Annotated in this window: 10 protein-coding genes and 1 tRNA gene; 5 read left to right on the top strand and 6 right to left on the bottom strand. The window is 65.2% G+C overall.

Translation table 11 applies throughout. From position 1 onward, the window contains the following. Positions 1 to 45: 45 nt before the first annotated feature. Both ACO2RV_RS06195 and ACO2RV_RS06190 read right to left on the bottom strand, forming a co-directional pair. Entirely contained in the window at positions 46 to 1128 is a 1083-nt protein-coding gene (locus ACO2RV_RS06195; protein WP_423290894.1) for a glycosyltransferase, read from the bottom strand. 136 nt (positions 1129 to 1264) lie between these two features. Then, complete coding sequence (locus tag ACO2RV_RS06190) at positions 1265 to 2707, bottom strand: mannose-1-phosphate guanylyltransferase/mannose-6-phosphate isomerase (RefSeq protein ID WP_423290892.1); 1443 nt, start codon at positions 2705 to 2707, stop codon at positions 1265 to 1267. 114 nt (positions 2708 to 2821) lie between these two features. Between ACO2RV_RS06190 and ACO2RV_RS06185 the strand changes: the two genes are divergently transcribed. The 4 genes from ACO2RV_RS06185 to ACO2RV_RS06170 all read left to right on the top strand — a co-directional run bounded on the left by ACO2RV_RS06185 (position 2822) and on the right by ACO2RV_RS06170 (position 10640). After that, positions 2822 to 4255, top strand: coding sequence for a phosphomannomutase (locus ACO2RV_RS06185; RefSeq protein ID WP_423290890.1), 1434 nt, complete (start codon positions 2822 to 2824; stop codon positions 4253 to 4255). A gap of 147 nt (positions 4256 to 4402) precedes the next feature. Then, positions 4403 to 5377, top strand: a complete 975-nt coding sequence (locus tag ACO2RV_RS06180) for a GDP-mannose 4,6-dehydratase (protein ID WP_423290888.1) — start codon at positions 4403 to 4405, stop codon at positions 5375 to 5377. Positions 5378 to 5423: 46 nt separating this feature from the next. Then, the gene (locus ACO2RV_RS06175; protein WP_423290886.1) at positions 5424 to 6407 is read left to right on the top strand and encodes a GDP-mannose 4,6-dehydratase; all 984 of its coding nucleotides are present in this window, start codon (positions 5424 to 5426) and stop codon (positions 6405 to 6407) included. Positions 6408 to 6539: 132 nt separating this feature from the next. After that, entirely contained in the window at positions 6540 to 10640 is a 4101-nt protein-coding gene (locus ACO2RV_RS06170; protein WP_423290884.1) for a glycosyltransferase, read from the top strand. A gap of 55 nt (positions 10641 to 10695) precedes the next feature. Here ACO2RV_RS06170 and ACO2RV_RS06165 read toward each other — a convergent pair. Then, positions 10696 to 10771: transfer RNA gene (locus ACO2RV_RS06165), tRNA-Thr, on the bottom strand. Positions 10772 to 10892: 121 nt separating this feature from the next. After that, positions 10893 to 11900 carry a zinc metalloprotease HtpX gene (gene htpX / locus ACO2RV_RS06160; RefSeq protein WP_423290882.1) on the bottom strand — a complete coding sequence of 336 codons (1008 nt, stop codon included), beginning with the start codon at positions 11898 to 11900 and terminating at the stop codon, positions 10893 to 10895. Positions 11901 to 12075: 175 nt separating this feature from the next. Here htpX and ACO2RV_RS06155 point away from each other — a divergent pair, with 175 nt between their 5' ends. After that, positions 12076 to 12288, top strand: a complete 213-nt coding sequence (locus ACO2RV_RS06155; protein WP_423290880.1) for a DUF1674 domain-containing protein — start codon at positions 12076 to 12078, stop codon at positions 12286 to 12288. 18 nt (positions 12289 to 12306) lie between these two features. Here the strand turns inward: ACO2RV_RS06155 and arfB are convergent, their stop codons facing one another. Continuing rightward, the gene (gene arfB, locus ACO2RV_RS06150) at positions 12307 to 12738 is read right to left on the bottom strand and encodes an alternative ribosome rescue aminoacyl-tRNA hydrolase ArfB (RefSeq protein ID WP_423290878.1); all 432 of its coding nucleotides are present in this window, start codon (positions 12736 to 12738) and stop codon (positions 12307 to 12309) included. Positions 12739 to 12748: 10 nt separating this feature from the next. After that, the gene (locus ACO2RV_RS06145) at positions 12749 to 13240 is read right to left on the bottom strand and encodes a cyclic nucleotide-binding domain-containing protein (protein WP_423290876.1); all 492 of its coding nucleotides are present in this window, start codon (positions 13238 to 13240) and stop codon (positions 12749 to 12751) included. Positions 13241 to 13247: the final 7 nt, after the last annotated feature.

Raw genomic sequence — 13247 nt, 5'->3', positions numbered from 1 at the left:
CCGGCTCAGCGATTGAGCGGGGTGCGGCGCGGATGTCCGCCAGCGCTACCCGGCCACAGACAGGATGTCGCGGATGCGGGCGCCGACCGCGTCGAAGGAATTGAACCGCTTGAGGTGATCATAGCCGGCGCGCGCCTTCGCGGCCGGCGCATCGTAGATCTCCCGCAGCAGCTGGGCGGCATGCGCCACTTTCGGCTCGGCCCAGTAACTGCCTTCCGCGCCGGGATAGTCACCGGCCGCGACCGGCACCAGATCGAAGTCGACGGGGTAGCCGGTCTGCGGGGTGACGAAATCGCGACTGCCGCCGAAATTCGTTGCCACAACGGCCTTGCCGTTGGCCAGCGCCTCGGCGCATCCCAGGCTGAAGCCCTCCGAGCGATGCAGCGAAAGGAAAACGTCGCTGCTCGCCATCAGCTCGACGACGTCATTGCGCGCGATGGTACGATCGATCACAGTGATCCGGTGATCGCGCATCATCAGCGCATGAAGCTCGTCGCGCTCGCTGGTACGGCCGGACCCGCGCGCCTTCACGATCAGCTGCACGTCCTCGCTGCCGGCCGGAAACGCCTGCAGGAACGCCTCGATGGCGCCTTGCGGGTTCTTCCGCACGACGAAGGAATCGTAGTCGACAAAGGTCAGGATGCGCAGCGGTCCGCGAGAGGCGCGCGGGGCCGGCGGCGCCGGTGGGAGATAGATCGGCTGCGGCACCAGGTGGACCGGCCGCTCCTGGACCGACACCAGCATGTCGCGGACGAAGGTCGTCGGCGCCCAGAAGCTGTCGAAACCATCGAAGGCCCGGCGCCACGAAGCCGGCACGCTGGGCAGTTCCCAGTAGGTGTAGTGGATGTTCTGCTGGCCGCGGCAGGCGCGCCGGGCGAAGGAGGTGAGTTCGGTCACGCTGGAGATCGACAGAGCCGCCCTGTGATCGCCGCCATGCGACACGCGGTCGGCCATCGCCGCTTCCGACTGGCGCCCCGGCAGGGGAACATTGACGAGATTGGCGGATATGTCGGCCGCATCGAGAGCGCCAACAATCAGCCGTGCGGCCTCGCCGAGGCCGATCTCCGACATGAGATAGCCGACGACGTCGATGCCGAAAGCGCGCTGGCTTCGCGACCAGGGCTGCATCCAGCAGGGCTTCGGAGCTACGGGCGGACAATTGGCCCGGTTGCAGCGCAACGACCACACGCCACGATTCAGACTCCGATTTGAGATCAGAAAGTCCTCCACCGGGGTCATCTGCTACTGTCTGGGCCTTGCAACGTCAGCCCTTGGCTCCTTGGCCTCTTGCATAGACGTCCTCATAGCGGATGATGTCATCCTCTCCGAGATAGGTGCCCGTCTGCACTTCGATGAGCACCATCGGTACCTTGCCCGGATTTTCCATCCGGTGGACGGATCCGAGCGGCACATAGATCGACTGGTTTTCCGTCAGCAGACTGACTTCATTGTCCACCGTGATCCGCGCCGTGCCGGAAACGACGATCCAATGCTCGGAACGATGGAAGTGACTTTGCAGCGAAAGCGAGGCGCCCGGATGCACGACGATCCGCTTTACCTGAAAGCGCTCGCCCAGCGCCAGCGTCTCGAACCATCCCCACGGACGATGGTCGCGCGAGAAGTGCTCGGCCTGGAATGACCCCTTCGCCTTGAGCGCCGTCACCGCCTGCTTGACGTCCTGCGCCCGCGAACGGTCGGCCACCAGCACCGCGTCGGGCATCGCGACGACCAGCATGTTCTTCAGCCCGATGCCGACGAGCTCCAGCCCCTCGGATTCCGAGCGCAGCAATGTCTCCTCGCAGTCGATCTCCGTCACGGAGCCGTGCGCCGACACCCCGTTCTCGTCAGGCGGCCCGGCCCGCAGCACGGAAGCCCAGTCGCCGAGGTCCGACCATTCCCCATCGAACGACACGGCCATCAGATTCGAGGACCGCTCCATGATGGCGTAGTCGACCGAGATCGCCTCGGCCAGTTCCCACGGTGCCGCGGCGAGACGCAGGAAATTGAGATCGCTCTTCGCCTCGTCGAGCGCGTGCCGGACCGGCGCGATCATCTGCGGCACATGCGCCTCGAACGCCGCGAGCGCGGTCTTTACCGACATCAGGAAAATGCCGGCGTTCCAGAGGTAATGGCCCTCGGCCAGCATGGCCGCGGCCCGGTCGGCCGCCGGCTTCTCGACGAAGCGCGTGAGAGGAATGGCGGTGGGCTGGGTGCTGTCGGGCTGGTGGGCAAGCTCCAGCCAGCCATAGCCGGTCTCCGCCCGGGTCGGCTTGATGCCGAAGGTCACGATCTGGCCTGCCGCCGCGGCCTCCAGTCCGGCGCGCACCGCGACGGAGAAGGCCTCGCGATCCGGCATGACCTGATCGGACGGCATGACGATCAACATCGCGTCCGGATCGCGCGCCGCCAGATATTGCACGGCCGCGAGAATGGCGGGCGCCGTATTGCGCGGGCTGGGTTCGATGAGAATGTCGCCGGCGGCGATGCCGGCTTCGGCGAGCTGTTCGGTGACGATGAAACGAAAATCGGAGCTGGTAACAATGATCGGCGGCTTGATGTCCGCGCCCACCATGCGCCGCGCCGCAGCCTGGAACAGCGTCTCACCGTCGCCAAGTTTGACGAATTGTTTAGGAAAGCTCTTTCGAGACAGCGGCCATAACCGAGTCCCGGAGCCGCCGCAAAGCAGAACGGGATAAAGATTGGGCATGATTTACTTGATGATGCGTGAGCGTTTCACAGATGGCGAATCATTGTGACCGGCCGGGCAGAGAAAGGCAAGGCAACCATGTCTTGACCGCAAGCCGCGCTTGGGGATACGGCCGTGCTCGACGCCGTCCCGTTGCAACACGACGCCACCGCGCGATGGAGTGCCATGTCCGTGCTCACCTGCTTCAAGGCCTATGACATTCGCGGCCGGCTTGGCGAAGAATTGAACGAGGATATCGCCCGCCGAATCGGGCGCGCCTTCGTGGAAGCACTCTCCGCGCGCCGGGTCGTCATCGGACGCGACTGCCGCGCCTCGTCCGAATCACTGACGGCAGCCTGCATCGAAGGGCTGATCGCCGGTGGCGCGGAAGTGCTCGATCTCGGCCTGTGCGGCACCGAGGAAATGTATTTCGCCGTGACGCATTTCGCCGCCGACGGCGGCATCGAAGTCACGGCCTCGCACAATCCCATGGACTACAACGGCATGAAGCTCGTGCGCGCCGGGTCGGCACCGCTCGACACCGCGACAGGGCTCGCCGCGATCCGCACGCTGACCGAAGGCCCGGAGATGGAATCCCGTCCGGGCGGGCGGGTCGTACCGGCCGGGGACGCCCGCGCCGCCTATGTCGAGCGGGTACTCTCCTTCGTCGACATCGCGGCGCTGCGGCCGCTGACCATCCTCGTCAACGCCGGCAACGGTGCCGCCGGCCCGACCTTCGATGCCATCGCCGAGGGCCTTGCCGCGCGCGGCGCCCCGCTGCGTTTCCTGCGCCTGCACCACGAGCCCGACGGACGTTTCCCTAACGGCATTCCGAATCCGCTCCTGCCGGAGAACCAGCCGGTCACCAGCCACGCCGTGGTCGCGGCCGGCGCCGACATGGGGGTTGCCTGGGACGGCGATTTCGATCGCTGCTTCCTGTTCGACCATACCGGCCGGTTCATCCCCGGCGAGTATATTGTCGGGCTTCTGGCCGAGGTCTTTCTGGCAAAGGAGCCGGGCGCGTCGATCGTGCATGATCCGCGGGTGGTGTGGAACACGCAGCACGTGGTGGCGCAGGCGAACGGGCGCGCCATCCAGGCGCGTACCGGCCATGCCTTCCTGAAGCAGGCGCTGCGCGACACCGGCGCCATCTATGGCGGGGAGATGTCGGCGCACCATTATTTCCGCGACTTCATGGCCTGTGATTCGGGCATGATCCCCTGGCTCCTCGTGGCGGAACTGATGGGGCGCACCAATAAGAGCCTTTCGGAGCTCGTGTCGGATCGGATGGCGGCGTTCCCTTCGTCCGGCGAGATCAATTTCCGCATTGCCGATCCCGAAGCGGCGATCGCGCGCGTCGAGGCGGCGCTTTCCCCGGATCGCCCGCTGCGCGACGAGACCGACGGCCTGTCGCTGACCTTCGCGGACTGGCGTCTCAACCTGCGCAAGTCCAACACCGAACCGCTGCTCCGCCTCAATGTCGAGACCCGCGGGAATCAGCCCGGCATGATCGAACAGCGTGTGGCGACCTTGGCCGGGCTCATTCGGCAGGCCCCGGGCCAGGGCTAGCGACCTGCCGCCGGCCGGTCTCAGCCTGGCCTCTGCTCATGCTGCTATGCGGCAAGCTCCCCTTGCCCTCGGTGGGCGAAGCCGTTAGAAGCGCTTAAGAGCAGACTATTTCGAAATACGTTTGATTTGGCCCTAAGTACAGGCGAGATGACAAAGCGAGCGCTTATCACAGGCGTCACCGGGCAGGATGGCGCATATCTGGCACAGTTGCTCCTGTCTAAGGGGTATGACGTCTTTGGTCTTGTGCGCCGTTCGAGCCATTCGGAAGTTACCGATACTCGATTGAAATGGCTTGGCATTGATCGAGATGTGAAGATTGTTGACGGAAATCTTCTCGATCTGTCGGGATTGATTCGCACCCTCAAGGACGTGCGGCCGGACGAGGTTTACAATCTCGCGGCCCAGTCCTTCGTGAAATCATCTTGGCAGCAGCCGATCCTGACCGGCGAAGTTACCGCGCTGGGCGTGACGAATATTCTCGAAGCCGTTCGGCTGGAAACGCCGGAGGCACGCTTCTATCAGGCCTCGTCGTCGGAAATGTATGGCCTCATCCAGGAGGACATGCAGTCCGAGACCACGCCGTTTTACCCGCGCTCTCCCTATGCGGTGGCGAAGCTCTACGGGCACTGGATCACCGTAAACTATCGCGAGAGCTTCGGAATCCACGCTTCGAGCGGCATCCTGTTCAATCACGAATCCCCGCTTCGCGGCATCGAGTTCGTGACGCGGAAGGTGACGGACAGCGTCGCGCGAATCAAACTGGGCCTCGCCGGCGAATTGCGGCTCGGCAATATCGACGCGAAACGCGACTGGGGGCATTCGCGCGATTATGTCGAGGCCATGTGGCTGATGCTCCAGCAGGACGTGCCGGACGACTATGTCGTGGCCACCGGCCGCACGACGACGGTGCGCGACATGTGCCGGGTCGCGTTCCAGCATGTCGGCCTGGCGATGGACGACTATCTCGTCATTGATCCCGCGCTGTTCCGCCCGGCGGAGGTGGATGTCCTGCTCGGCAACCCCGCCAAAGCCAAGGCGAAGCTCGGCTGGGAGGCGAAAACCTCGCTTGAGGAAATGATCGCCGAGATGGTCGATGCCGACCTGAAGCGTCTCAGCCGCTGATATACGCTTTCGTGAAGTTCGTGGGGGCGCGTCGAGAGGAAAAACGATGCCTGCTACGTCGGCACCCTTGCGTGTAGCGGTCACGGGAAGCCGTGGCTTTGTCGGATCCTGGTTCCTTGAGCGCTTGCGCGCCGCCGACCCGTTCGGGATCGAGGCATTTGCGCTGGCATCGCCCACGATGCCGGCCGATGCGGACGGACCTGATATCCGCGATGCCGACGCCGTTCTCGCCGCCGTGCGGGACACCCGCCCCGACGTCGTCCTGCATCTGGCGGCGATAGCGGCCCCAGGGCACGCGCGGGCCGACCCGACAACGGCCTGGCAGGTCAATGTCATGGGCACGCTCAACGTCGCCCGCGCCGTCATGACGGCGGCACCGGACGCCCGCTTCATCTTCATCAGCAGTTCGGAAGTCTACGGCGACAGCTTCATTGACGCGAAAGCGCCGCTGGACGAGAGCGCCGTGCTCGCCCCCCGCAGCGTCTATGCCGCGACCAAGGCGGCGGCCGACCTCATGATCGGGCAGATGGCGAAGGACGGCCTGAACGCCACCCGGTTTCGGCCGTTCAATCATACCGGACCGGGCCAGGCAGCCGATTTCGTGGTGTCGGCTTTCGCCCGCCAGATCGCGCGGATCGAGCACGGCCTGCAGCCGCCGGTCATCGAGGTCGGCAATCTCGATGCCGAACGCGACTTCCTGGACGTCCGCGACATCGTCGATGCCTACATCGCCGCCTGTCGGGGCGGCGATGGCCGCGAGACGGGAGCGGTGCTGAATCTGGCCACCGGCGCGCCGGTTTCGATCCGCGCCATTCTCGACACGCTGCTCGCCGCGGCCGATCGTCCGATCGAGGTCAGGACGGATCCGGCACGGCTGCGCCCGAACGACATAGCCATTGCCTCCGGCAATGCCGCGCTGGCGCATGCCGCCCTTGATTGGCAGCCGCGTATTCCGCTTGCCGTCACGTTGCGCGAATGCCTGGATTTCTGGCGCGCTCACATTGCCGCCACCTCGACATCGGGATCGTAGCCGTTTCCGGGGCCCACCGTCGCAGCCGTGCCGGTGGTCACGAAAACTATGCCGACGGTGCATTTCTACCTACGCCTTCATCCCCGGGAATGATCCAGTAGGTGTCGGTGATTTTCGAAGTTGGATGACGCAATGTCTCGTCGCAAGCCGTTTGATGAGCTCTACCGCGAGTTCGAAGATGCTCATCGCGGTAGCCTGGACCTGATCCGTGGGAGGCAGAGCGTCTATCTCCCGCTCATTGAGCAGATCGCGAAAAACACGCCGGCGGGCCGCCGCGCCCTCGATATCGGCTGCGGTCGCGGGGAGTGGCTCGGCCTCATCGCCGAGCACGGCTGGAACGCCATCGGCGTCGATTCCAACGCATCCATGACGGCCATCGCCGAGGCGAATGGCATCGAGGTCATATCAGCCGACGCGCTGGACTATCTGCGGACCTGCGAAGCCGACTCGTTCGGGCTCATCACGGCCTTCCACGTCGTCGAGCACATCGAACATGGAATGCTCACCGATCTCCTCAACGAGGTCGAGCGGGTTCTGATGCCGGGCGGCGTCGTCATCCTGGAGACGCCCAATCCGGAAAATCTCACCGTGGCGTCCTGGTCCTTTCACATGGACCCGACCCACCAGGCGCCGCTGCCACCGGCGCTTCTGCAGTTCTTCGTGCGTGCCACCGGCCTGGAGCAGCCGGCGATCGTGCGGCTGAACAGCCAAACCCAGATGCAGGACGGCGTCCCCGTCGCTTCCGCCATTGTCGGCCTTTTCACCAATGCGCCGGATTACAGCATCATTGCCAGCAAACCCGGCGCGGGCACGGACATCGCCGATGCGATCGCGCAATTCGCCTCGGTCACGACGGAGCCGACCCCAACCAACCTTGGCGCGCTGATCTCGGAAATCGGTTCCTTCGCCGCGGCCGCGACGACGGCCGAGCAGGCGATGCGTGCTGTCGAGCAGCTGTCGAAGGAAATTCGCACGCTGCGCAAGACGAAGGCGCAACTGGCGGCAGAGATCGAAGCCCTCTCCGGACGCCTGTCGCCAACCGACCTCGGCGCGCTGATGTCGGACATCAGTTCCTTCGCGACGGCCGCCGCCAATGCAGAGGAGGCGATGCGAACGGCTGAACATCTGACCAGGGAGGTTCGCGAGCTTCAGCGGGCGAAGACGCGGTTCGCGGCGGACGTCAGGTCGCTCGCCGGACGCCTGTCGACCGTGGACGATGTTGCCTCCGGACTAGGCGAGCTGCAACGCCTTCACGCTCACGTGCAGTGGCAACTCGACGTGCAGGCTGCGCACGCTTCGCAGCAGGACCTCAGTCTCGGCGAACTGAAGGCCCTGCCGATGCTGAAACTGCTGGTACGGCTGCGTCGCATCCGCCGTTCCTTCGTGGCCAAGCTGAAGAGAAACGTTGGACGTGACGCGCGCCTGCGGCAGAAGCTGAAGCAGCTCGAGCGCCGCAGCCGCCACTCGCTCCGTGCCGCGCTGACGGAAAATGTCGGACGCGACTCGCGCCTGCGGCAGAAGCTGAAGCGGCTGGAGCGCCGCATCCGTCTCAAATACCTCAAACGAGGTCCCGATGCGCCGGCGGGCATGCCCGCCGTCGGCGAGCATCAGGCCCCGGCGGCGCTGAGCCGCACCGAACGGCTCGCCTTCGAGCGGCTTTCCCATGCGATGGATCTCGCGCGGGCGCCGGAGCGGGACGATGCCCCCCGGTCGACGAAGCCGCGCCTGGCCTTCGTCTCACCCTTGCCGCCGGAGAGGAGCGGTGTCGCCGACTACAGCGCCCAGATCCTTCCGGAACTCCGTCGCTACTACGACATCGATGTCGTCGTAGCGCAGGATCGGGTCGAGGATGACTGGATTATTGCGAATTGCGGCGTTCGCTCGGTCGCCTATTTCGAAAGCCACGCGCATTCCTACGACCGGATCCTGTATCATTTCGGTAATTCCGAATTTCATATCCATATGTTTTCGCTGCTGCGCCGCATCCCTGGCGTTGTTGTTCTTCACGACTTTTATCTCGGCGATATAATCTGCTATATCGAGTACGATAGGCAGGTCATCCACCACTGGACGCGTGCTTTGCTGCGGTCGCATGGTTATGTTGCTGTAAAAGAACGTTTCACGCACAAAACGACGACCGATTTATTTCCAAAATACCCATCGAATATCGATGTATTGACACAGTCTCAGGGTGTTATTTTTCACAGCGAGTACGCTGTCAAATTAACTGAAGATTTCTATCCGACCCTTGATCGTGAGCTGTCGAAGGTAATTCCTCTCGTACGACAACCCGCACCACCGCGAACGAAAGAAGAGGCCCGGCGAATTCTCGGTTTTTCGCCGGACGATATCATCGTCTGTTCCTTCGGATTCATAATGCCGGTAAAGCTCAGCGTTCGGCTTGCCGATGCCTGGCTGGAATCGCCGCTGTGTCGCGACCGGCGATGCCACCTGATCTTCGTCGGTGATATGCCGAAGGGCTCCTATGCCGACGAGATGCGCGCAAGGATGAAGCGATCGGACGGCGGCCAGCGCATCCGGACGACCGGCTTCGTCTCGGCCGAGATCTATAGTCTTTACTTGCAGGCCGCCGATATCGGCGTCCAGTTGCGCGCCCATTCCCGCGGCGAGACGTCCGCAGCGGCGCTGGACTGCCTCGCCTACGGCCTCGCCACCATCGTCAATGCGAACGGCTCCATGGCCGAACTTCCGGCTGATTGCGTGCGACGGCTCGACGACACGTTCGAAACCTCGGAGCTCGCGCGGGCCTTGAGCGAGCTATGCGCGGATCAGGCGGAGCGGGAAAGGCTCAGCACGTCGGCCGCCGCTTATGTCGCCACAAGTCACAACCCCTCGATCGTCGCGGCGCGATATCACGAAGCGATAGAGGAATTCGCCAATAGTGCGTCGGCACTTCAGAGCATGCCGGCACTTATGGCCTCAGCAAGGGATCTCGTCGCGGCGGGAGCTGCCGACGACGCAATCCAGCGCCATGCCGGAAAAATTGGCCGCGAGGCTCCCCTCCAACGCGGCAACCGGCACCTGTTCATCGATGTGTCCGTGCTGGCGATGCAGGATTTCCGCACCGGCATCCAGCGTGTGGTCCGGGCCTTACTGCTCGAACTGCTCAATTCTCCACCGGCAGGATACCGTATCGAGCCCGTCCGCCTCAGCGACGCAAGCGGCCAATGGAAATACTACCATGCAGCCAGCTACATGGGGCAGTTCTTCACGGATATTGCCGGCGTTTTCGAGGACGAAGCAATCGAAGTCGGCGAGGGTGATTTGTTTATCGGCGCCGATTTTTACGCCGGCGGCGTGGTTTGCGCCGCCAGAAGCGGAATTTACCGGGATTGGCGCGCGCGTGGTGTCCGCGTCAGCTTCATTGTCTATGACATCCTTCCGCTGACTTTGCCGGAGTGTTTTCCGCCACACGCCGAACCCGCGCACAAGGAGTGGATTTCAGTCCTTGCCGCAGAGGCGGATGACCTCGTCTGCATCTCGGCCTCAGTCGCCGAGGAGACCCGGGCCTGGCTCGAGACGCATCTGGATAGCTCCAGCAAGCTGCCCGCGATCCACCCCTGGACGCTCGGCGCCGACATCGCCGCCTCGCTTCCCTCCAAGGGCTTGCCCGCCGATGCGGAAATCCTGCTCGGGACATTCCGGGGCAAGGACTGCTTCCTGATGGTGGGCACCATCGAGCCGCGAAAGGGGCACTTACAGGCGCTCGACGCCTTCGACCTGTTGTGGGAGGCGGGCAGCGAGGCCCGCCTCGTGATCGTCGGCAATGAAGGCTGGCGCGGCGTGCCGCGAGACCACGCGCAAAACCTGCCGGATATTCTGGAGCGCCTGAGAAATCACCCCGAGGCCGGCCGGCGCCTGTTCTGGCTCCAGGGCGTCAGCGACGAGTTCCTCGACAGGATCTATCAGGAAGCCGACTGCCTGATCGCCGCCTCGCTGGATGAAGGCTTCGGCCTGCCGCTGATCGAGGCCGCCCGGCACGGCGTGCCCATCCTCGCGCGCGACATTCCCGTCTTCCGCGAGGTCGCCGGCAATGCCGCGGCCTATTTCTCGGGAAGGGATGGTGCCTCGCTGGCAGCTGCCATCGATCTCTGGCTGCGAGAATTCCGCGAGGGGCGCCATCCCAAGCCGGATTCGATGAAGTGGCTGTCCTGGGCCGAGAGCGCGGACCGGCTGAAGAACATCCTGCTGCCGAAGCAGGATGCCTCGTAGAAGCCCGGGCGGCCCGCACGCGGGCCGCATGTTCAATGCGTGATGCTGGAAGAAGTGGTGCCGCTTGTCAGACTCGAACTGACGACCTCCGCATTACGAATGCGATGCTCTACCAACTGAGCTAAAGCGGCCACTGACACCCGGTGTCGGCGCCTCTGATAGCCGCGACGCCCCATCTTTTCAAGCGCTGCCGCGCCATGCCGCGCATATCGGTGGGCGAAAGCGTTGTGGAAGCTGCAAACGAGGGCGGCTTCAGCCCCATGGCCCGCGCCGGCCGCCCTGCTGCCTGCCGCCCTGACCGGCACTCTTGTGGCCCCAGGCCCCGTCGCGACCTGCGACTGTGGCGCCCCACGGCCCGCCCTGCGGCATGTCGGCGGCAGCACCCCGATCGCCAAAGCCAGGCGACGCGGCCGCGCCCATCTGCTGCGCCAGCGCATGCAGCGCGGCGATGCGGTTCTCCGTCGCGGGATGGGTGGAGAACAGGCTGTCCATGCGCTCGCCCGAGAGCGGGTTGATGATGAACATGTGCGCCGTCGCCGGATTGTGCTCGGCCGGCATGTTGGGCACGGCCTTGGCATAACCGGCGATCTTGCCCAGCGCCGAGGCGAGCCAGAGCGGCTGGCCGCAGATCTCCGCGCCGACGCGGTCCGCCTCATATTCGCGCGAGCGCGACACCGCCATCTGCACCACCATGGCGGCAAGCGGCGCCAGGATCATCATGGCGATGGTGCCGATGATGCCGAATCCGTTGTTGTTGTTGCGGTTGCCGCCGAAGAACATGGCGAAGTTGGCGAGCATGGAGATCGCGCCCGCCAGCGTCGCGGTGATGGTCATGGTCAGCGTGTCGTAATGCTTGATATGCGCCAGCTCATGCGCCATCACGCCCGCCGCCTCCTCGCGCGACAGCGTGTTGAGCAGGCCGGTGGTCGCCGCCACGGCGGCATGGCTGGGATTGCGGCCGGTGGCGAAGGCGTTGGGCTGGGGATTGTCCATGATGTAGACGCGCGGCATCGGCAGGCCCGCCCGCGCGGCCAGCTCCTCGATCATGCCGTAGAAATCCGGCGCGCTGGCGCGGTCGACCTCGCGGGCGCCGTACATGGACAGCACCATGCGGTCGGAATTCCAGTAGCTGAAGAGGTTCATGCCGGCGGCGAAAAGCAGCGCGATCATCATGCCGCCGCGGCCGCCCAGGATGAAGCCGACGCCCATGAACAGCGCGGTCATGCCGGCCAGCAGGATCGCCGTACGGAAATAGTTCATCTCGTCCCTCATGTGGCGCCGTTCGTGGCGCGCCCACGCTCCTAGGATGGGAAGCGCCGTGCGAAGTCGCAAGCGCGTTCAGGTCGCCGCCTGTCCCTGCGGCAGTCCGCCGCCATCACCGGCTTGACGCGCGATGCCGGGCGGTGGTTCCAATGCGCGCTCAGGAAGGACTGCCATGACCAAGGACAGCACCGCCCCCGTCGCGCCGCCCGCCGCGGCGGAGCGCCCGCCGCTCACCCCCGCCGCCCAGCGTGCGCTGGCGGAAGCCGCCGCCCGCCGCGCCGCCGCGCAGGAAGCCACGCCGCCGAAGGAGATCGACGGTCGCGGCGGCCCCGAGCCGGTGCGCTATGGCGATTGGGAAGTGAAGGGCATCGCCTCGGATTTCTGAGGCCGACGGCGTAACGCGTCAGTCGTCCGACCCGCCGCCCGGCTTGTCACGGCGCATCGCCTTGACGCCGGAGCGCTTCGCCTTGCCCTCCAGCCGGCGGATCTTCGAGCCCAGCGTCGGGCGCGTCGGCCGGCGGATCACCGGCACGATGGCGGCCTCGCGCACCATCTCCATCAGCCGCGCCACCGCGTCCTCGCGGTTGCGCTCCTGCGTGCGGTAGCGCTGCGCCACCAGCACGATGACGCCGTCATTGGTCAGCCGCCGCCCGGCGATGCGTTCCAGCCGCAGCTTCACGCTTTCCGGCAGCGTCGCCGAATTGCGCACGTCGAAGCGCAGCTGTACCGCCGTCGAGACCTTGTTGACGTTCTGCCCGCCGGGACCGGAGGCGCGCACGAAGCTCTCCTCGATCTCGCGCTCGTCGAGCCATATGCGCGGCGTCACCGGAATCATCGCGCGCGCCTCAGCGCGGCCGGCGCGGCGCGGGCTCGATCGCCTCGAGATGCCGGCGCACGCCGTCGAGCTCGCTCAGCGTGTTCTCCACCCGGTCGGTCACGGCCTGCATCAGCCGTGCCGCGGCATCCGGATAGCTCTCGATGGTGCGCATGAAGATTACCCGCGGTATGCGCAGCACGACGGAGGGCTCCACCGCCGTCGCGGTGGCGGGGCGCTTGGTCTCGGTGATCAGCGCGATCTCGCCGAGCAGCCCGCCCCGACTGACCCGTATCGTCTGGCCGACCCGCTTGGCCAGCGCGGCGTTCTCGCGGCCCACCGAAAGGATGCCGCTGGCGACGACATAGGCGGCCTCGGCGAACTGGCCCTCGCGGAACAGCACCTCACCTTGCGCGAGGGGCCGGCTGTCGGCGCTGATGGCGATCACGCGCAAGGCGTCGCGGCCGAGCAATTGCAGCATCGGCACGCTTTCAAGCAGCGCGATATCGTCCTCGATGGACATTCGGCGG

The sequence above is a fragment of the Ancylobacter sp. VNQ12 genome, assembly GCF_049445835.1.
In the GTDB taxonomy this organism is placed as follows: Bacteria; Pseudomonadota; Alphaproteobacteria; order Rhizobiales; family Xanthobacteraceae; genus Ancylobacter.
Note: the sequence above shows the minus strand (reverse complement) of the source record. Positions and strands in the feature narration are given on the sequence as shown.

Coding starts and splice junctions, on each gene's coding strand:
- ACO2RV_RS06195 (WP_423290894.1), bottom strand. CDS start 1,128: ATGCAGCCCTGGTCGCGAAGCCAGCGCGCTTTCGGCATCGACGTCGTC.
- ACO2RV_RS06190 (WP_423290892.1), bottom strand. CDS start 2,707: ATGCCCAATCTTTATCCCGTTCTGCTTTGCGGCGGCTCCGGGACTCGG.
- ACO2RV_RS06175 (WP_423290886.1), top strand. CDS start 5,424: ATGCCTGCTACGTCGGCACCCTTGCGTGTAGCGGTCACGGGAAGCCGT.
- ACO2RV_RS06180 (WP_423290888.1), top strand. CDS start 4,403: ATGACAAAGCGAGCGCTTATCACAGGCGTCACCGGGCAGGATGGCGCA.
- ACO2RV_RS06170 (WP_423290884.1), top strand. CDS start 6,540: ATGTCTCGTCGCAAGCCGTTTGATGAGCTCTACCGCGAGTTCGAAGAT.
- ACO2RV_RS06145 (WP_423290876.1), bottom strand. CDS start 13,240: ATGTCCATCGAGGACGATATCGCGCTGCTTGAAAGCGTGCCGATGCTG.
- arfB (WP_423290878.1), bottom strand. CDS start 12,738: ATGATTCCGGTGACGCCGCGCATATGGCTCGACGAGCGCGAGATCGAG.
- htpX (WP_423290882.1), bottom strand. CDS start 11,900: ATGAACTATTTCCGTACGGCGATCCTGCTGGCCGGCATGACCGCGCTG.
- ACO2RV_RS06155 (WP_423290880.1), top strand. CDS start 12,076: ATGACCAAGGACAGCACCGCCCCCGTCGCGCCGCCCGCCGCGGCGGAG.